16 protein-coding genes are annotated in these 16,532 nt (G+C 69.4%); 11 read left to right on the forward strand and 5 right to left on the reverse strand.

The genetic code is table 11. The annotated features are described in order from the left end of the window. Positions 1 to 5 precede the first annotated feature (5 nt). Positions 6 to 1,811, forward strand: a complete 1,806-nt coding sequence (locus PZE19_RS21240) for a hypothetical protein (RefSeq protein WP_277862603.1) — start codon at positions 6 to 8, stop codon at positions 1,809 to 1,811. A 96-nt stretch (positions 1,812 to 1,907) separates the two neighbouring features. Here the strand turns inward: PZE19_RS21240 and PZE19_RS21245 are convergent, their stop codons facing one another. Beyond that, positions 1,908 to 2,951, reverse strand: coding sequence for a 3-oxoacyl-ACP synthase III family protein (locus PZE19_RS21245; protein ID WP_277862604.1), 1,044 nt, complete (start codon positions 2,949 to 2,951; stop codon positions 1,908 to 1,910). 299 nt (positions 2,952 to 3,250) lie between these two features. Between PZE19_RS21245 and PZE19_RS21250 the strand changes: the two genes are divergently transcribed. Together PZE19_RS21250 and PZE19_RS21255 are read left to right on the forward strand one after the other, a co-directional pair. After that, entirely contained in the window at positions 3,251 to 3,688 is a 438-nt protein-coding gene (locus tag PZE19_RS21250) for a hypothetical protein (protein WP_277862605.1), read from the forward strand. 96 nt (positions 3,689 to 3,784) lie between these two features. Then, the gene (locus PZE19_RS21255; RefSeq protein WP_277862606.1) at positions 3,785 to 4,582 is read left to right on the forward strand and encodes a hypothetical protein; all 798 of its coding nucleotides are present in this window, start codon (positions 3,785 to 3,787) and stop codon (positions 4,580 to 4,582) included. A gap of 18 nt (positions 4,583 to 4,600) precedes the next feature. On the opposite strand, the gene ispH is transcribed toward PZE19_RS21255, so the two are convergent. The 3 genes from ispH to PZE19_RS21270 all read right to left on the reverse strand — a co-directional run bounded on the left by ispH (position 4,601) and on the right by PZE19_RS21270 (position 6,825). Continuing rightward, positions 4,601 to 5,563, reverse strand: coding sequence for a 4-hydroxy-3-methylbut-2-enyl diphosphate reductase (gene ispH / locus PZE19_RS21260; protein WP_277862607.1), 963 nt, complete (start codon positions 5,561 to 5,563; stop codon positions 4,601 to 4,603). Positions 5,564 to 5,682: 119 nt separating this feature from the next. Continuing rightward, the gene (locus tag PZE19_RS21265; RefSeq protein ID WP_277862608.1) at positions 5,683 to 6,219 is read right to left on the reverse strand and encodes a hypothetical protein; all 537 of its coding nucleotides are present in this window, start codon (positions 6,217 to 6,219) and stop codon (positions 5,683 to 5,685) included. Between the two features lie 84 nt (positions 6,220 to 6,303). Continuing rightward, positions 6,304 to 6,825 (reverse strand): hypothetical protein, encoded by a 522-nt coding sequence (locus tag PZE19_RS21270; RefSeq protein WP_277862609.1) that lies wholly within the window; start codon positions 6,823 to 6,825, stop codon positions 6,304 to 6,306. A 348-nt stretch (positions 6,826 to 7,173) separates the two neighbouring features. On the opposite strand from PZE19_RS21270, the gene PZE19_RS21275 reads away from it, so the two are divergent. The 8 genes from PZE19_RS21275 (at position 7,174) to PZE19_RS21310 (ending at position 14,722) form a co-directional block, all read left to right on the forward strand. After that, positions 7,174 to 7,710, forward strand: coding sequence for a hypothetical protein (locus tag PZE19_RS21275; protein WP_277862610.1), 537 nt, complete (start codon positions 7,174 to 7,176; stop codon positions 7,708 to 7,710). Between the two features lie 286 nt (positions 7,711 to 7,996). Beyond that, positions 7,997 to 8,545 carry a bifunctional pyr operon transcriptional regulator/uracil phosphoribosyltransferase PyrR gene (pyrR, locus tag PZE19_RS21280; RefSeq protein WP_277862611.1) on the forward strand — a complete coding sequence of 183 codons (549 nt, stop codon included), beginning with the start codon at positions 7,997 to 7,999 and terminating at the stop codon, positions 8,543 to 8,545. Between the two features lie 49 nt (positions 8,546 to 8,594). Continuing rightward, positions 8,595 to 9,566 (forward strand): aspartate carbamoyltransferase catalytic subunit, encoded by a 972-nt coding sequence (locus PZE19_RS21285; RefSeq protein ID WP_368411376.1) that lies wholly within the window; start codon positions 8,595 to 8,597, stop codon positions 9,564 to 9,566. Between the two features lie 45 nt (positions 9,567 to 9,611). Continuing rightward, a complete protein-coding gene (locus PZE19_RS21290; protein ID WP_277862613.1) occupies positions 9,612 to 10,928 on the forward strand; it encodes a dihydroorotase in 1,317 nt (438 codons plus the stop codon). 109 nt (positions 10,929 to 11,037) lie between these two features. After that, complete coding sequence (locus PZE19_RS21295) at positions 11,038 to 11,739, forward strand: NYN domain-containing protein (RefSeq protein ID WP_277862614.1); 702 nt, start codon at positions 11,038 to 11,040, stop codon at positions 11,737 to 11,739. Positions 11,740 to 11,911: 172 nt separating this feature from the next. After that, positions 11,912 to 13,165 carry an ADP-forming succinate--CoA ligase subunit beta gene (sucC, locus tag PZE19_RS21300; protein WP_277862615.1) on the forward strand — a complete coding sequence of 418 codons (1,254 nt, stop codon included), beginning with the start codon at positions 11,912 to 11,914 and terminating at the stop codon, positions 13,163 to 13,165. 82 nt (positions 13,166 to 13,247) lie between these two features. Beyond that, complete coding sequence (gene sucD / locus PZE19_RS21305; protein ID WP_277862616.1) at positions 13,248 to 14,129, forward strand: succinate--CoA ligase subunit alpha; 882 nt, start codon at positions 13,248 to 13,250, stop codon at positions 14,127 to 14,129. After that, positions 14,126 to 14,722, forward strand: coding sequence for an NUDIX domain-containing protein (locus tag PZE19_RS21310; RefSeq protein WP_277862617.1), 597 nt, complete (start codon positions 14,126 to 14,128; stop codon positions 14,720 to 14,722). Before sucD ends, PZE19_RS21310 begins: the two co-directional genes overlap by 4 nt. A gap of 49 nt (positions 14,723 to 14,771) precedes the next feature. On the opposite strand, the gene PZE19_RS21315 is transcribed toward PZE19_RS21310, so the two are convergent. Beyond that, the gene (locus PZE19_RS21315) at positions 14,772 to 15,989 is read right to left on the reverse strand and encodes a peptidoglycan recognition protein family protein (RefSeq protein ID WP_277862618.1); all 1,218 of its coding nucleotides are present in this window, start codon (positions 15,987 to 15,989) and stop codon (positions 14,772 to 14,774) included. Between the last annotated feature and the right edge of the window lie 543 nt (positions 15,990 to 16,532).

Consider the following 16,532-nt stretch of genomic DNA (forward strand, 5'->3'; position numbering starts at 1 on the left):
CTTCCATGGGAAGCACGCGGAGAGGGTCCAGCCGGTCCGCCACGGCCCGGCGCGGCCGGTTCCAGGGTCTCGAAATCCTGGAGGGCCGGCAGTTGATGGCGTCCAACATCGCGAGTTATCTCTCGCCGTACGTCCCGTCGGACCTGTACGTCCGGAACCCGGTGACCAACGAGAAGGAAGTCGTCTCCGCCGCTTCCCTCTATCGGATCCACGACGTGAACAACCCCCTCGACAGCAACGAGGGGAAGATCGTCAGCGGCAAGGACCGCTCCGGCAACGAGTGGACGATCACCGTCCACGGCCCGGGCAAGGTCATCGTCACCGACACGACCCCCAACGACGGGGCGCTCGACGACGACATCGCCACGATCCAGATCGTGGGCTCGAACATCAATTCGACCTACGTCACCGGCTCGACGGTCGCCTCGACGCGGGTCACGACCAGCGGCACGGTCCGGTTCAACCGCCTGATCGCCGCCGACGGCGTGCGCTCGATCCAGCTCAACGGCTTCGACCTGACGAGCATGGTAACGCCCGCGGTCTCCGACTCGACGGGCGTCTTCCTGCTCGGCGGGGCCCGGTCGCTCGAGTTCCACGACGTCATCGGCCTGTTCGACACCGCCGGCGACCCGACGCCCTACCAGATCCAGGTCGGCCAGGCGAACTACCCGTCGAAGGTCAAGACCTCGATCTACCTCGACTCGATCTACAACTCCGTCTACAACAGCGAGGACTCGACGATCCCGACCGGGCCGGTCACGACCCCGTGGGTCCAGTTCTCGGTCAACGGCGTCGTGCAGGACTTCAGCATCGTGTCGACGACCCAGTCGGCGGTCGCGCCGAACTACGTCACGGGGACGCAGCAGGGGACGGTCGAGGTCTGGAGCGGCGTGCCGATCTCGGGCCCGGCCCCGGGCGCCTACCAGTTCTTCTACAACGTCGTCGGCACCACCGGCCGGACCTCGCTGCAGGCCGTCGGCGTCGACAACCTCAAGGTCCGCGGCTCGGCCAAGAACTTCACGGCCCAGCGCGACACGACCCCCTTCACCACGTCGACGAGCGGCCTGACCCACCTCCGCCGCGCCGACTTCGGCGGCGTGGCCGACGGCGTCGCCCTGGACGTGAACGGGGCGATCGGCAAGCTGCGGTTCCGCCGCGGGCTCGGCGACCCGACCGGCGTCTTCACGGCGTCCACCCAGACGCCGTCGACCGACCAGAACTCCGACACGCAGACGATCCTGCTGCCGGCGACCAGCTACGGCATCCCCGCGGGGAGCACCGGCTACCCCGCGGCCGGCCTGCTGGGCGGGGCCGTCCGGGCCCGCCGCATCGGCTCGCTCAAGGCCCAGGCCGCCAACGTCTCGACGGTCACGGCCCAGAACCCCGACTTCGTCGCCCTGCGGCGGATCGGCTACCCGACCTACGCCGTCGCCCCGGGCTCGGCGATCACCAACTCGTCGATCACGACGACCGGCTCGATCGGCCAGGTCGGCGTGAACGGCAACCTGCTGAACAGCGAGATCGCGACGGGCTTCGACTACCAGGCGTATCGCCAGGGGTTGCAGGCCACCCGCAACGCCAGCCACATCTCCTCGTACCAGCAGCGGGGAGACCTGATCAACAGCGCCGTCTCGGCCTCGACGATCCCCAAGAACCACGACTACTCGACGGGCGCCACGTTCGGCAACGGCTCGATCACCGGGCACGTCACCGGCAAGGCGTACGACACCGGCGGCCGCAACGCGCTGGGGAACTTCGGCGCGGGCGTCTTCGCCCGCCGGAAGGTCGGCCGCCTGCCGATCGCCCCCTGATCACGAGGCCTCGAAAACGCACGCGAGGCGTCCCCGCCGCACCATCGGCCGGGACGCCTCGCTCGTTTCGAATCCGACCCCCTCGGCGAGCCGGGCTCACCAGCGGAAGAGGACGGTGCCCCAGTTCAGGCCCGAGCCGAAGCCCGAGGTGAGCATCAGGTCGCCGCTGTCGAGCTTGCCGGCGCGATTGATCTCGTCGAGCGCGATCGGCACGGAGCCCGCCGAGGTGTTGCCGTAGCGTTCCAGGTTCTTGAACACCGCGTCGCGGTGGAAGCCCAGGACGTCGCTGGCGGCGTGGATGATCCGCACGTTGGCCTGGTGCGGCACGAACCACTTGACGTCGCCGACGGTCTGGCCGGCGTGGCCCAGCACGGCCAGCGTGGAGTCGGCGAGGATCCGGACGGCCCACTTGAAGATGGCCCGGCCGTCCATGGTCAGGTAATGCAGCCCCTGCTCCACGGTCTCGATCGTCGGCGGCATGCGGCTGCCGCCCGCGGGGCGGGTCAGCAGGTCCGAGCCCGAGCCGTCCGAGCCGATCTGGTAGGCGAGCAGCCCCTGGTCCTTGGTCCCCGGCCCGAGCAGGACCGCGCCGGCGCCGTCGCCGAACAGCGGATAGCTCTTCTGGTCGCCGGGGTTGATCACCCGGCTGTTGCAGTCGCCGCCGATCACCAGGCAGCGCCGGCTGTTGCCGGTGGCCACGAATTGCGAGCCGATGACCAGGGCGAAGACGAAGCCGGCGCAGGCGGCCTGGATGTCGAAGCCCGCGCAGTTCAGCTTGAGGCGGTCCTGGACCAGGTTGGCGGTCGACGGGAAGGCCATGTCGGGCGTGAAGGTCGCCAGCACCAGCATGTCGACGTCGGCCGGGTCGCAGTCGGCGTTCTCCAGGCAGCGCGCGGCCGCCTCGACGCAGAGGTCGCTGGTCGCCTGGTGAGGCAGGGCGAAGCGGCGCTCGTGGATGCCCGTGCGGTTGACGATCCACTCGGGGTCGAAGCCCAGCGAATCCTGGAGGTCCAGGTTGCTGACGACCCGCTCCGGCACGTAGCTGCCGGTGCCGAGGATCTGGACGCCGGTGAGGGAACGCGTCCGGGGCGCGATGTGCGCCTGTCCGTTGCTCGACGTCGCGGGACGGGGCTCGGACACCGCCAATCGGACTCCGCCGATCTCACCATTGGTACCGGCCATACGGCTTCGTTTCTCTCAAGGATCGGTGCGACGGGACTTGGGGGGCATGGCACCGCCCCGGTCGCGAGAAGCAGAGGAATCGGCTCACGAGCGCCGGCACGCCTCGGTCCCCGGCCCAACTCACAGCGCCGATTTTGACGAGGGTGACTCAGGGAAGAACCAGAATATACTGGTTATCGGCATAACCGGCCAGACCAATGCGGAATTTGCCGACTGCGCCGAAGGCCGGAAATGGCCTTGGGAAGGGGTGTCGCGACGTGCCCGAACATGCAATCCGACTCCGCGCCGGGTGGGAGGCCCGCGACCCCGACGACGCCTCCGCGCCGCCCAGGCGCGTGAACCTGCCCATCGAATGGACCGACCTCTTCCGGCTTTCCGACGTCCCGTCGGTCCGACTTGAACTCGTCCGCCGGTTCGGCCGGCCGATCGGCCTGGACCCCGCCGGCCCGGGATCCCGGGGCCGTCTCGTCATCGAAGCGGGCGAGGGAATCCGGGCGATTCGGGTAAACGGGGAGATCGTGGCGTTTCGTTCGGACGCCCGCGGAAGACTCGTCGTCGACCTGCCGCCGCTGCAAACTCGGAACGCCGTGGCGATCGAGGTCGACCTCGCCGCGGCCCGACTTCAGCCGGGAGCCTGGGGCGAGGTCGCGATCGTCTTCGGCGACGTCGAGGCCGAGGCTGCGGACCCGGCTTGAGGGGCTTGGCGGGGCGAGTCGTCGCGGGGTACGATGGCCCGGTCGCTCGCCTGGATGTTCCGGCTTCCTCCGACCCTCACAGGGCCGAGCCGCCCCATGATCGACCCACGAATCGACTACCTGAAAACCTATCGGTTATGCCGCCTCGGCTTCTTCCTGCTGGCGGCCGGGCTGATCCCCGCCTGCTTCCTGGAAATCTGCTGGTTCGTCGGCATGCTCGGCGACCTGCGGTTCCTCTTCTTCTGGATTGAGCGATCCGGCCTGGCGCGGCTGGTCGCCACGTTGACCCCCTGGGCGACCCTCGCCGGGGCCTCGGTCCTCTGGGGCGTCTGGGACGTCCGGAGTTGGCACCGTCGGGCCGGCCTGCTGATGACGATGTGCCTGGTCGACGTCGCCTGCTGGTTTTTGGACCAGGGCGACCCCCAGATGCACGGCGAGCACGCCTGGTTCCGACTCCAGCTCGGCGCGGCCCTGGGCTGGGCCGAGTTCGCGCTGCTGGCGAGCCTGTCCGGCGACATGCTGGCCCACCTCGGCGTCGAGCAGGCGGAGGAATCGGCCAACTCGACGCGGTCGCTGGCGGCCACGGGCGCGGTGGTCTGGCTGCTGCTCTTCTGCGAGACGGCCGACCTTCAAGGGGGCTGGCCCCTGCAGCGCAATCCCCGCGTCTCGCCGTCGGCTCAACTGCTCTGGATGGGTAAGGAGCTAATCCAGACCATCTGCCTGATCCAGGTCACGGCGCTGGTCGTCGCCGCGGTCCGCCGCCTCAACGGCGAACTCCGTCGGATAGCGGACGAGGAGCAAGTCGCGCCCGATGGTTCGGGGCAAAATCTCGCCGGCGCGGCCGACCCGTTCGCCGGGCCGGAATTCCAGGCCGACGCCCGAGCATCGAGATGACCGGCGACGGCCGGCCCGTCAGGAGCGGACGTGGGCCGTCGACTCGCCGCCGGCGATCAGCTCGCGGAGCGACTTGGGGAGGGGGAAATGGACGTCCTCCTCGCGGACGACGGCCTCGTCGATCGTCGCCCCGCAGGTCCGCTGAAGGTACTCGACGCACTCCTGCACGACGTTCTCGGGGGCGCTCGCGCCGGCCGTGATCAGGACGGTGTCGACCCCGTCGAACCAGGACGCCTGGATCTCGGCGACGCCGTCGATCAGGTGCGACGGAATGCCCATCGACAGGGCGATCTCGGCGAGGCGGCGGCTGTTCGAGCTGTTCTGGCTCCCCAGGACGATGACGACGTCGGCCCGCGCGGCCAGCTCGCGGACGGCCACCTGGCGATTCTGCGTCGCGTAGCAGATGTCGTCCTTCGGGGGATTGTTGATGCTCGGGAACTTGGCCCGGAGAGCGGCGATCACGATGTTGGCGTCGTCGACGCTGAGGGTGGTCTGGGTGAGGTAGGCGACCTTTTCGGGGTCGGGAAGCTCCAGGCGCTCGACGTCCTCGGCGGTCTCGACGAGCACCATCTGCTCGGGGGCCTCGCCCATCGTGCCGATGACCTCGTCGTGCCCCTCGTGGCCGATCAGGACGATGGTGTATCCGGCCTTGGCGTACTTGATCGCCTCCAGGTGGACCTTCGTCACCAGGGGGCAGGTGGCATCAATCGCCAGCAGGCGGCGGGCCTTCGCCTGGCGGCGGATCTCGGGCGAGACGCCGTGGGCGCTGTAGAGCAGCGGCGAGCCCTCGGGCACCTCGTCGAGCGACTCCACGAAGACGGTCCCCTCGCGGGAGAACCGGTCGACCACGTACTTGTTGTGGACGATCTCGTGATAGACGTACACCGGCGCCCCGAAGAATCCGAGCGCCCGTTCCAGGCATTCGATCGCCATGTTCACCCCCGCGCAGAAGCCTCGGGGATTGGCCAGGAGGATTTTCATCGGGGGGCAGGCTCCTCGTCGCGGTCGGTTGTCATCGGCCCTCATCCTACAGGACAAAGTCGGCTCCCGGGAAGGCGGATCGGAGGGGGGGCCCCTCGCCGCCTTCGAAGTTCGCGTCCTCAGCGTCGGAGGTGCGGTTGCGGCTCGTCGCCGACTCCGCCCGTCGCGCCACGGATCAGTTTCACGAGCAGCTCTCGCAGGCAGACGGCCTCGGGGGGGTCGAACCGCGAGGCGCCGAGACTGTAGACCGTCCGGGACGCTCGCCTCCGGTGCTTCGGGGCGTAGGTAAGGAGGTCTTCCTCCCGGCCGGCGTCCAGGGGCGATTCCCCGCCCGGCTGATCGAAGCAGGAGAGGCCGACGTGCCCGAGGCGAGGCGTTCGATGGATGCTGTACAGACCTCGAATCGCTTCGACGTCCCCGGACTGGAGGGTCCGATCGACCTCCTCCGTCATCTTCCGTTCCGACGACGGCCACCCGAACACGGTGCAAAATGGTAAGCCGGACAGCGGGGTTTCGGACGTCGTTTCCGACGGGATCGCCTGGGCCTTGAGGATATCAACCACGCGGATTTCCCAATCCTCCCAGGCCGCATAGCGCCGCAGTTCCGATGTGCCCAGAGCGGGCACCAGCGTGTAGACGATCACCTCATCTGCCATGGAACCTCCCCGTCCTACGGTCGCGACTTTCAGACACGGATCGACCGACCTGGCCCGCGCATCCGACGTACGCAGTCTGACATTTCAACGCCTGAGGTCCGAAGCCGGCTCGTCGCCGACGCCGTTGGATGCGCACCGAACCTGCTGGTCCAGCATCTCCCTCAGACGGGTCGTTTCGTCGTCGATGCTATAGGTCGTGATCGTGTATCGCGTCCGGGCGCGATCCTTTCGGGCTCCCGGGGGCAGGCAGAGGAAGTCCTCCTCGCGCCCCGGCTGGATGAACGAGTCGTCGGTCGGCAATTCCAGGAAGCTCAAGCTGCAGAAGGCGACGCGAGGGACGTGCCAATTCGCCATGAGTCGACGGATCGCCTCGACGTCCTCCTCCCGCAGCGTGCGATCGACGTCCGCCATCGTCTCCGGGTCCGACGAGGGCCAGCCGAACACGCCGTAGATCCCCGGCGGGGCCCAGTCGAGGAACCTCTCCGGGATCGGCCTGTCCAGTACGTCGACGAACCGGATCTGCCACCCTTCCCAGTCGGCATACCGCTGCAGCTCCGGCAGTCGCAAAGCGCGCGTCGCGGAGTAGATCGATATCGCGTGGGTCATGCCGCCCCCGGGGGCCGAAGTTCGCGAACGAGCGGAAGTGATGAGCTTCCAGAGTCGCTCGCGGTTCGGGACGCGACAAGCGTTTTCCGCTTCGTTCACCGGGAAAGCACAGCCCGCGCGACGGGGGCGCGACCGACTTCACGATCCGTCGCGCGCTCGTCCCCTCGCATCTCCACGACCTCAAAGCGCGAACAAGAGACCCGCCCGGTGGGCGAGAACAGCCTGTGTTTGCGTCGATTGCAGACGAGCAACGGCCTGAGTGGGTAAGGTCATGAAGCTTCTCATCGGGCCTGGTTGACCGATCTCATGGGCTTCTCTTGAAACGAATCATCCCCTCGGGAGCGAGTCATGCCCGCACAATCGGGACGCAGAACGTCGATCGCCGAGTTCATGATGCTGACCGGGGGGATCGGCTCATCGCTCGGCTGTTGGCTTTATTTCTTCCGTTCCATCAAGCCTCGCTTCGCCGACGAATGGCCGCCGTGGATCGCGTACCAGGCCATGGGGGCGACTTACCTTCTCTTGCCGCTGAGCCTCACGCTGCTCGCGTGTTCCATGAAGCGCTCCAGGCGTCGGATGAGTTCGCATCCGGCCGCAGCGCTCGGGCTCACGGCATTTTTTGTCGGGGCCGTCAACGGACTGCTGGTTGTGATGCGTCTCCCTTACGCGAACCTGGCTCAGCCTTACGAGATCGAGGTTTTGGTCCAGGGGTATAGCGCCTGGGTGGCACAGCAGACCGCCATGGCGGCTTCGACCAACGCTTTTATCCAGGCTGTGAGCGGCCGACTCCGGAGGCCGCGAGCGTGGCTCGACGTCTCGGTATGGGCATTGGGCGTCTGCTGGGTGGTTGTAGCCCTCGCACCCCAATTCCTCTTCTTCCTTTAGCTTCTCAGCGCCTGCATCGATCCGCGACCTGAATCGACACCTCGCTGGACCCACCGCTCCCAGGCGTCGAGGCTCGGGAATGGGGTGAAATGTCGACCCTTCAGGATCATCACCGGCTGCGGGCGCTAAAATCGATTTCCGTTTCGTCGACCTGGAAAGCACATCCCTCGCGACCGGGCGCGGCCGACGCCGCGATCCGTCACGCCGCTTGTCCCCCCGCGGATCGGTCTGCTAGACTTCCGACTGACGGACGGACTCGCCTGACGCCGAGACTGGGGTGGGCCTGATGAGCTCGGAAGAGGTGCAGGAATGCGACGCCGGCGAGACCGGCGCGCTGATCAAGGCGATGGCCGGGCGGATCTGGGAAGGATCGACGCCCTCCTCGCCCGTGCGGCTGGTCGGCGTGCGTTCCCGGGGCGTGCCGCTGGCCGAGCGGCTGGCGGCCGAGGCGGTCGCCGGGGGCGCGGTCGGGGCCGTCGACATCACGCTCTATCGCGACGACCTCGACCAGGCCCGGCGCTGGCCTGTGCTCCGCGGCACGGAGATTCCGTTCGACGTGGACGGGGCCGACGTCGTACTGGTCGACGACGTGCTGTTCACCGGCCGGACGATCCGCGCGGCCATCGACGCCATCTGCGACCTGGGCCGGCCGGCGCGGATCCGCCTGGCCGTCCTGGTCGACCGCGGCTGGCGCGAGCTGCCCATCCAGCCCGACGTCGTCGGCCTGAAGCTCAAGACCGATCGCTGCGACCGCGTCCGGGTCCGCCTCCGACCGATCGACCCGGTCGAGGAGATCGTCCGGATCCCGGCGGCCCCCCGCCTCTCCCCTTCCTGAGAGGAGCCCTCGCGTGTCGACCGCAACGCCCGCCGCAGCCAGCCCGCGGATCCCCCCCGCCGACGCCCCCGGGTCCGACCCCGCGCCGACGGCCTGGACCCGCAAGCACCTGCTCGGCCTCGAAGACCTCTCGCGCGAGGAGATGACGGCCGTCCTCGACACCGCCGAGTCGTTCTCGGAGATCTCCAAGCGGAGTCGCAAGAAGGTCCCCGCGCTCCAGGGGCGGATCGTCTTCAACCTCTTCTTCGAGAACTCGACCCGGACCCGCACGAGCTTCAGCCTGGCCGCCAAGCGGCTCTCGGCCGACACCCAGGACTTCACCGCGAGCGTCTCCAGCCTCTCCAAGGGCGAGACCTTCATCGACACCGCCAAGAACATCGAGGCCATGGGCTGCGACGTGATGGTCGTCCGCCACCCGACCCCGGGCGCGCCCCACCTGCTCTCGCAGCACGTCTCGTCCTCGATCATCAACGCCGGCGACGGTGCCCACGAGCACCCCACGCAAGGGCTGCTCGACCTGATGACGATCCGCCGGGCCAAGGGGAAGATCGAGGGCCTGACCGTGGCCCTGCTGGGCGACATCGCCCACTCCCGCGTCGCCCGGTCGAACATCTGGGGCTTGCTCAAGTTCGGCGCCAAGGTCATCCTCTGCGGTCCGCCGACGCTCGTCCCCCGGTCGATGGAACGCCTCGGCTGCGAGGTCGCCTACCGGCTCGAAGACGTCTTGCCGCGGTGCGACGTCATCAACGTCCTGCGGATCCAGTTCGAGCGCCAGCAGGGCGGGATGTTCCCCTCGGTCGGCGAATACTCGCAGTTCTACATGATGACCCAGGAACGGGTCCGCAAGGCCAAGCCCGACCTGCTGATCCTGGCCCCCGGGCCGATCAACCGGGGCGTCGAGCTGACCCCCGAGGTCGCCGACGGCAAGCACTCGGCGATCCTCGACCAGGTCACCAACGGCCTGGCCGTCCGCATGGCCGTGCTCTACCTGGTCAGCGGCAAGATGCCGGCCGGCGAGTAAACGACTCCCTTTCCCACAAGGCCCCGCTCCACGAGGACTCTCGCCTTGCCGACCATCCAGATCACCGGCGGAAGGATCATCGACCCCTCCCAGAATCTCGACCAGGTCGGCGACCTCTGGATCAGCCGCGGCCGGATCCTGCCCAGCGGCGGCGGCAACGAGGAGGCCGAGATCGTCGTCGACGCGCGGGGCCTGATCGTCTGCCCCGGCCTGATCGACGTCCACGTCCACCTCCGCGAGCCCGGCAACGAGGAGGACGAGACGATCGCCACAGGCGCGGCCGCCGCGCTCGCGGGGGGCGTCACCTCGGTCGCCTGCATGCCGAACACGATCCCGCCGATCGACACCCAGGCGGCGGCCGAATTCGTGGTGCTCCAGGGCCGGCGGGCCAAGCAGGCCAACGTCTTCCCCGTCGGGGCCGTGAGCAAGGGCCGCAAGGGCGAGGAGCTGGCCGGGCTGGGGCAGCTCGTGGCCGGCGGCGCGGTGGCCTTCACCGACGACGGCTCACCGGTCTCCAACGCCGGCCTGATGCGGCGGGCGCTCGAATACTCGAAGATGTTCGACCTGGTCATCATGCAGCATTGCCAGGTCATGGAGCTGACCGCCGGCGGCGTGATGAACGAGGGCTTCGAGTCGATGCGGCTGGGCCTGGGCGGGATGCCCGCCGCCGCCGAGGACATCATGGTCGCCCGCGACATCCGCCTCGCCGAGATCACCGGCGGCCGGCTCCACATCCAGCACATCTCCACCGCCCGGGCCGTCGAGCTGGTCCGCGAGGGCAAGCGCCGGGGGATCCGGGTCACGGCCGAGGCCTGCCCCCATCACTTCAGCCTGACCGACGAACGGCTGCGGAGCTTCGACTCCAACTACAAGATGAACCCCCCGCTCCGCACGGCCGAGGACGTCGCCGCCGTGATCGAGGGGCTCAAGGACGGCGCGATCGAGATCCTCTGCACCGACCACGCCCCCCACGCCCGCGAGAAGAAGATGCGCGAGCTGGACCAGGCCCCGTTCGGGATCGTCGGCCTGGAGACGCTGCTGCCGATCACCGTCACCCACCTGATCGAGCCCGGCCACCTCAGCTGGTCCGAGGCGATCCGCAAGATGACGATCAACGCGGCCAACCTGCTGGGCCTCTCCAAGGGGACGCTCCGCCCCGGGGCCGACGCCGACGTGACCATCATCGACCCCTCGACCTCCTGGACGATCGACGCGTCCCAGTTTCGCAGCAAGAGCCGGAACACCCCCTACGACGGCTGGGAGGTCCGCGGCCGCGCCCACACCGTGGTCGTCCACGGCGAGGTCCGCTACACCCTGGGCGGCATCGTCCAGGAGACCCCCGCCGGGGCGTCGCCCTCCTGACCGCACCGATCCGCGCAAGTCGCGGAGGATCCGCGACTTGAAAGCACGCCCCGCGCCCGTAGACTGATTAAGGGTCTTTGATCGAACGGCGTTACGGGTGCGCGCGTCCATGCGATGGCTGATCGACGGGTATAACGTGATGCACGCGGCCGGCGTCGTCGACTCGAAAATGGGTCGGCACCAGTTCCGCGGCGCGCGCAAGCGGTTCCTCGACAGGCTGGCCGCCGCGCTCAAGGATCTCGCCGCCGAGACCACGATCGTCTTCGACGCCAACCAGCCGCCGGCGGACTTCCCGATCGAGTCGAACTACCGGGGCATGACCGTCATCTTCGCGGTCGCCGACGCCGACGCCGACTCCCGGATCGAGCGGATCCTCGCCCACCACTCGACGCCCAAGTCGCTCACGATCGTCTCCAACGACCGCGAGGTCCGCCAGTCGGCGACCCGCCGCAAGGCCCGCGCGATCAAGGCCGACGACTTCCTCGACCGGCTGCCGACCCTCGCCTACGAGGCTCGCCCGCCCGTCAAACCCGCCTCCGACCCCGAATCGTCCCGCGCCGCCCCCGCCCTCGACGACGCCGAGCGGGCCTACTGGCAGGAAGTCTTCGGAGCGATCGAGGTCGAGCCCGTCGACCGCGCGCCCCCCCGGCCCCGCAAGACGCCGACGAACGCCGCGCCGCCGGCCCCCGACCGCCGCCGGGTCGAGAAGCCGCGCGACCTGGTCGTCCGGGACGTCCCCAGCCTGCGTTCCGCCATGCTGACCGACGCCGACATCGCCGCGATCCGCCGCGAGATCGATCTGGAAGGATGAGCCGACCGTCGCCATCGGGCCGGCCCCCGGCGTCGGTTCCGGCGCCCGCGTCCCGGCCCCCCTTGGCGTCGAAGAAGCCGGCGCGGTACAAACGAGCGTATAAACGTCCGCTGGTGAACCCGGCGCTGGCCGCCGTTCCCGTCCTAACTTCTTGGTAACAGGGCCGTTTGGAATGAAGGTTCATGAGTATCAGGCCAAGGAACTTCTCGCCAAGGCCGGAGTCGCCGTGCCCGCCGGCATCGTCGTCACGACGGCCGCCGAGGCCGCCAAGGCGTACGAGGCGCTGGGAGGCGGCCTGGTCGTCGTGAAGGCCCAGGTGCACGCGGGCGGGCGCGGCAAGGGCGTCGCCGTCGGCCCCGAGGTCGACCGCGACGAGGCCCTGGCCATCGCCAGCGGCCACAAGCCCCGCCCCGACGGCATGGCCAAGGGCGTGCAACTCGTGAAGTCGGCCGCCGACGCCGAGAAGGCCGCCGCCGGCATGCTCGGCAAGACCCTGGTGACCTACCAGACCGGCCCCGAAGGCCAGGCCATCAAGAAGGTGCTCGTCACCGTCGGCCACGACATCGTCCGCGAGTTGTACCTGGGCGTCGCGATCGACCGCAACCTCAAGCGGCCCGTCGTCATGGCGTCGACCGAAGGCGGCGTCGAGATCGAGAAGGTCGCGCACGACACCCCCGAGAAGATCCTCCGCGAGCCGGTCGACGTCGGCCTCGGCCTCGCCGATTTCCAGGCCCGCAAGATCTGCAAGGCCCTGGGCCTCAGCGGGCCGACGGCCAAGAAGGGCGCGGTCTTCCTCAAGAACTTCGTCAAGTTCGTCATCGACAGCGACGCCTCGCTCGCCGAGATCAACCCCCTCATCGTCACCGACAAGGGCGACGTCCTGGCGCTCGACTGCAAGCTGAACTTCGACGACAACGCCCTGTTCCGCCACAAGGACCTGGCGGGCCTGATCGACGAGGACGAGGAGGATCCGGCCGAGCTTCGCGCCGGCCGCTCGGGCCTCTCGTACGTCAGCCTCGACGGCGACATCGCCTGCCTCGTCAACGGGGCCGGGCTGGCCATGAGCACGATGGACCTGATCAAGTACCACGGCGGCGAGCCGGCCAACTTCCTGGACGTCGGCGGCGGCGCCGACAAGAACCAGGTGCTGGAAGCCTTCCGCATCCTCCTCTCCTCGGACAAGGTCAACGCCGTCCTCGTCAACATCTTCGGCGGCATCATGCAGTGCGACATCATCGCCCAGGCGCTGCTGGCCGCGTACGACGAGATCGACTTCCGGGTCCCGCTGGTCGTCCGCCTCGAAGGGACGAACGCCGACATCGGCAAGGCGATGCTGGAGAAGAGCGGCCGCAAGATCATCACGGCCGACGGCCTGACCGACGCCGCCCAGAAGGTGGTCGCCGCCGCGAAGCAGCAGGCCGCCTGACCGCCGTCCCACCCCACACGACGCCCCCGGCGGCCCCCCCGATCGCCGGCTTCCTCCCGAACGCATCCACGGAATCGAATCCATGAGCATCCTGGTCGGAAAAGACACCCGCCTCATTTGCCAGGGGATCACCGGCAAGTCGGGCGGGTTCCACGCGGAGAAGTGCAAGGAATACGGCACGAACCTGGTCGGCGGCGTGACGCCCGGCCGCGGCGGCGAGACGGCCGTCGGCGGGCCGGTGTTCGACACCTGCCTCGAGGCCGTCGCGGCCACCGGCGCCAACGCCACGATGATCTTCGTCCCGCCCCCGGGCGCGGCCGACGCCATCATGGAGGCGGCCGACGCCGGCATCCCGGTGATCATCGCCATCACCGAGGGGATCCCCGTCGTCGACATGGCCCGCGCCGTGGCCTACCTCAAGACGTACCACCCCGAGGTCCGCCTGATCGGCCCCAACTGCCCCGGCGTGATCACGCCCGGCGAGTGCAAGATCGGCATCATGCCGGGCTATATCCACAAGCCGGGCCGGATCGGCGTCGTCAGCCGCTCGGGCACCCTCACCTACGAGGCCGTCTGGCAGCTCACGAACCTGGGCATCGGCCAGAGCACCTGCGTGGGCATCGGCGGCGACCCGGTCAACGGCACCAGCTTCGTCGACGTCCTGGCGATGTTCGAGGCCGATCCCGACACCGACGCCGTGCTCATGATGGGCGAGATCGGCGGCAACGCCGAGGAGCAGGCGGCCGAGTTCAAGGCCTCGGGCAAGTTCACCAAGCCGCTGGCGGCGTTCATCGCCGGCCAGACCGCCCCGCCGGGCAAGCGGATGGGCCACGCCGGCGCCATCATCTCGGGTGGGTCGGGCAAGGCGTCCGACAAGATCGCCGCGCTCGAAGGCGCGGGCATCCGCGTGGCCAAGAGCCCGGCCGACATGGGCCTGGCCCTCAAAGCGGCGATCGGCGCGTGAGCGCGGCGGTCCCCGGCGACGAACCCCGTCCGGACGCGGCCCCGCCCGGCAACCCCTGGCGGACCCTGGGCAAGCGTCCGGTCTACGAGAACCCCTGGATCCGCGTCCGCGAAGACGACGTGGTCCGCCCCGACGGCCAGCGCGGGATCTACGGCGTCGTCGAGTTCAAGAACCGGGCCGTGGGCGTCCTCCCCGTCGAGGACGACGGCTCGGTCTGGCTCGTCGGCCAGCATCGCTATCCCCAGGACGCCTATTCCTGGGAGATGCCCGAGGGGGGCTGCCCCGCCGACGAATCGCCCGAGGAGACGGCGATCCGCGAGCTCAAGGAGGAGACCGGCATCACCGCCGGCCGGCTCGAGCTGATCTCCACGAGCCACCTCTCGAACTCGGTCAGCGACGAGGTCGCCTACATCTACCGGGCGACCGGCCTGACCCAGGGCGAGAGCGAGCCCGAGGGCTCCGAGCAGCTCGTTGTGCGCCGGGTCGCCTGGGACGAGACCTGGCGGATGCTCCGGGAGGGCGAGATCACCGACGCGATGTCGGTCATCGCCATCCTGCACGAGGCGGTCCGTCGCCTGGGGGGGAAGGCCTGAACCCGCTTCCCTGCGGGTCGGGAGATCGAACCTTCGGCGGGTCCTCGGCTCAGCGGGCCGGGGCGGCGGGCGTGGGCGCCGGGTCGAGGTCCGGGAGCCGCCAGGCGGTCGGGACGTGCCGGCGGGTCGCGGCGCTCGGCGTCGGCGACGCGTCGGCCTGGGCGGCGGCCGGGCGGGCCGGGACTTCCAGGGCGTTGGTCGGGAAGTGCTTGCCGGGGCAGACGGTCGGCGTCGCGGCCATGTGGGAGTGGGTCTCCAGCCGGTCCTGCTCGATCGTGTATCGCTCGCTCAGGTAGGCCAGCAGCGCCTTGAGCGCGGCCTGCTGCCGGGGGGTCGGCGGGGCCTTCTCGAAGTCGCCGATCAGGCAGACGCCGATGCCGTACTCGTCGATGTCGGCGCGGCGGGCGTTGCGGCAATGGACGCCGTGCTTCTGGTTCACCCAGCGCTGCGAGACCTCGATCTGGCCGTCGCCGCTGCCCGTGCCGTTGCCGATCACGAAGTGGTAGCCGCAGCCGTCGAGGCCCAGCAGCTTGCGATGCTCGGCGTCGATGGCGTCGTACGATCCCGCCTCGGTCGCGCTGTGGTGGACGACCACGTACTTCCAGGGCCGGTCGGCCTTGTTGGGGAAGAACAGGTCGTCGGCCGCGTCGGTCGCGAAATACGTGCGGAGCGGGTCCTTCGCGCTGGCGCGGCGGACGACGCCCGTCGCCGACGTGGTGCGGAGGCTGCCGGAGCCGCCGGGGCTCATGCTAGTCGCTCCCGCCGCGGGGGCCGGGGCCGAGAGGTCCGGCGCCGAGGACTTGGGCTTCGACTCGATCGGCGGCCGCAGGCTGCGCGACCGGCTGCTCGTGGCGGCGGCCGGCGAGAGGTCGTCGAGCAGGGGCTCGTCGATCGTCGCCTTGGGCGGGGTCTCGGCGGCGGGGGCGCGACGCGACGTGGGCGACGAGCCGACCGACGAGGGGGGCGATTCCAGGGGCACGGACGAATCGAGACCGCCCCCGGGGGTGATGATGACCGGCTCGCGGGCGGAGCCGCCGGCGGGGCCCTCGCGGATGATCGCCGTGCCGGGCGAGGTCACGACGGAAGAGCCGCCGGAGCCGCAGTTGGTGCAGCCGGGGGCCGCCATGACGCGGGGCGCCGGCATGACCGGCCGCAGGACGGAACGACGGTGGTTGCATCCCGCCGCCAGCAGGGCGCCGACGGCCGCCGCCGCGAGGCAGGCTCGCTGGGCGCGCAGGGCGATCGGGGCCGAAAACACGTTGGCCATTGTCCTATCTCCTCGCCGGGCTGGTCATACGCTCGACATCCCGGGTCGAGCCTCGACCTCCACGAATCGCAAGAGCGATGCCGAACCATCGGCCGAAGCGATCGTGGCGAGGGACCAGAAATCCCGACTTCGACTGAAGTCTACACGCCGTTCGGCCGAAGGGCGGAAAACCCGCGCGTTTTTCGAGGATTTCCTCAAGTCCTCGAAGCCCCGGGGCGACTCCCGGCTTGTAAAAACGCCAAACGGTTGCAAGATTCATCATTCGTCGACTTGTCGAGGCGACGACCGCGACGCCTGGGCGGCCTGCGCCGGCCGTGCGGGTCCGGGGCCTCGCGCGGGTCGCGTCGACGACTCGGGACGCGCCGGCGCGGGCCCTCGACGCACGCACGCGCGGCCGGCCCGCTGGCGATCGCGGGCGGGAGACGGTATGCTCGTCGTTTCGATCGGTGCATCGGCCCCCGGCGTCGCGGCGGGCCGTTTTTCGTGGTCGGACGAGTCGAATCGAAGAGGTCGGGGCGCGTCCCGCGACGCGCCGGAGAGACA

It is taken from the genome of Paludisphaera mucosa (assembly GCF_029589435.1).
GTDB classification, from domain to species: Bacteria; Planctomycetota; Planctomycetia; order Isosphaerales; family Isosphaeraceae; genus Paludisphaera; species Paludisphaera mucosa.

What these genes read in the sequence shown, in the direction of transcription:
- PZE19_RS21315 (WP_277862618.1), bottom strand. Translation starts at nt 15,989, where the DNA reads ATGGCCAACGTGTTTTCGGCCCCGATCGCCCTGCGCGCCCAGCGAGCC.
- ispH (WP_277862607.1), bottom strand. Translation starts at nt 5,563, where the DNA reads ATGAAAATCCTCCTGGCCAATCCCCGAGGCTTCTGCGCGGGGGTGAAC.
- PZE19_RS21255 (WP_277862606.1), top strand. Translation starts at nt 3,785, where the DNA reads ATGATCGACCCACGAATCGACTACCTGAAAACCTATCGGTTATGCCGC.
- PZE19_RS21240 (WP_277862603.1), top strand. Translation starts at nt 6, where the DNA reads ATGGGAAGCACGCGGAGAGGGTCCAGCCGGTCCGCCACGGCCCGGCGC.
- PZE19_RS21275 (WP_277862610.1), top strand. Translation starts at nt 7,174, where the DNA reads ATGCCCGCACAATCGGGACGCAGAACGTCGATCGCCGAGTTCATGATG.
- PZE19_RS21265 (WP_277862608.1), bottom strand. Translation starts at nt 6,219, where the DNA reads ATGGCAGATGAGGTGATCGTCTACACGCTGGTGCCCGCTCTGGGCACA.
- sucD (WP_277862616.1), top strand. Translation starts at nt 13,248, where the DNA reads ATGAGCATCCTGGTCGGAAAAGACACCCGCCTCATTTGCCAGGGGATC.
- PZE19_RS21295 (WP_277862614.1), top strand. Translation starts at nt 11,038, where the DNA reads ATGCGATGGCTGATCGACGGGTATAACGTGATGCACGCGGCCGGCGTC.
- pyrR (WP_277862611.1), top strand. Translation starts at nt 7,997, where the DNA reads ATGAGCTCGGAAGAGGTGCAGGAATGCGACGCCGGCGAGACCGGCGCG.
- sucC (WP_277862615.1), top strand. Translation starts at nt 11,912, where the DNA reads ATGAAGGTTCATGAGTATCAGGCCAAGGAACTTCTCGCCAAGGCCGGA.
- PZE19_RS21270 (WP_277862609.1), bottom strand. Translation starts at nt 6,825, where the DNA reads ATGACCCACGCGATATCGATCTACTCCGCGACGCGCGCTTTGCGACTG.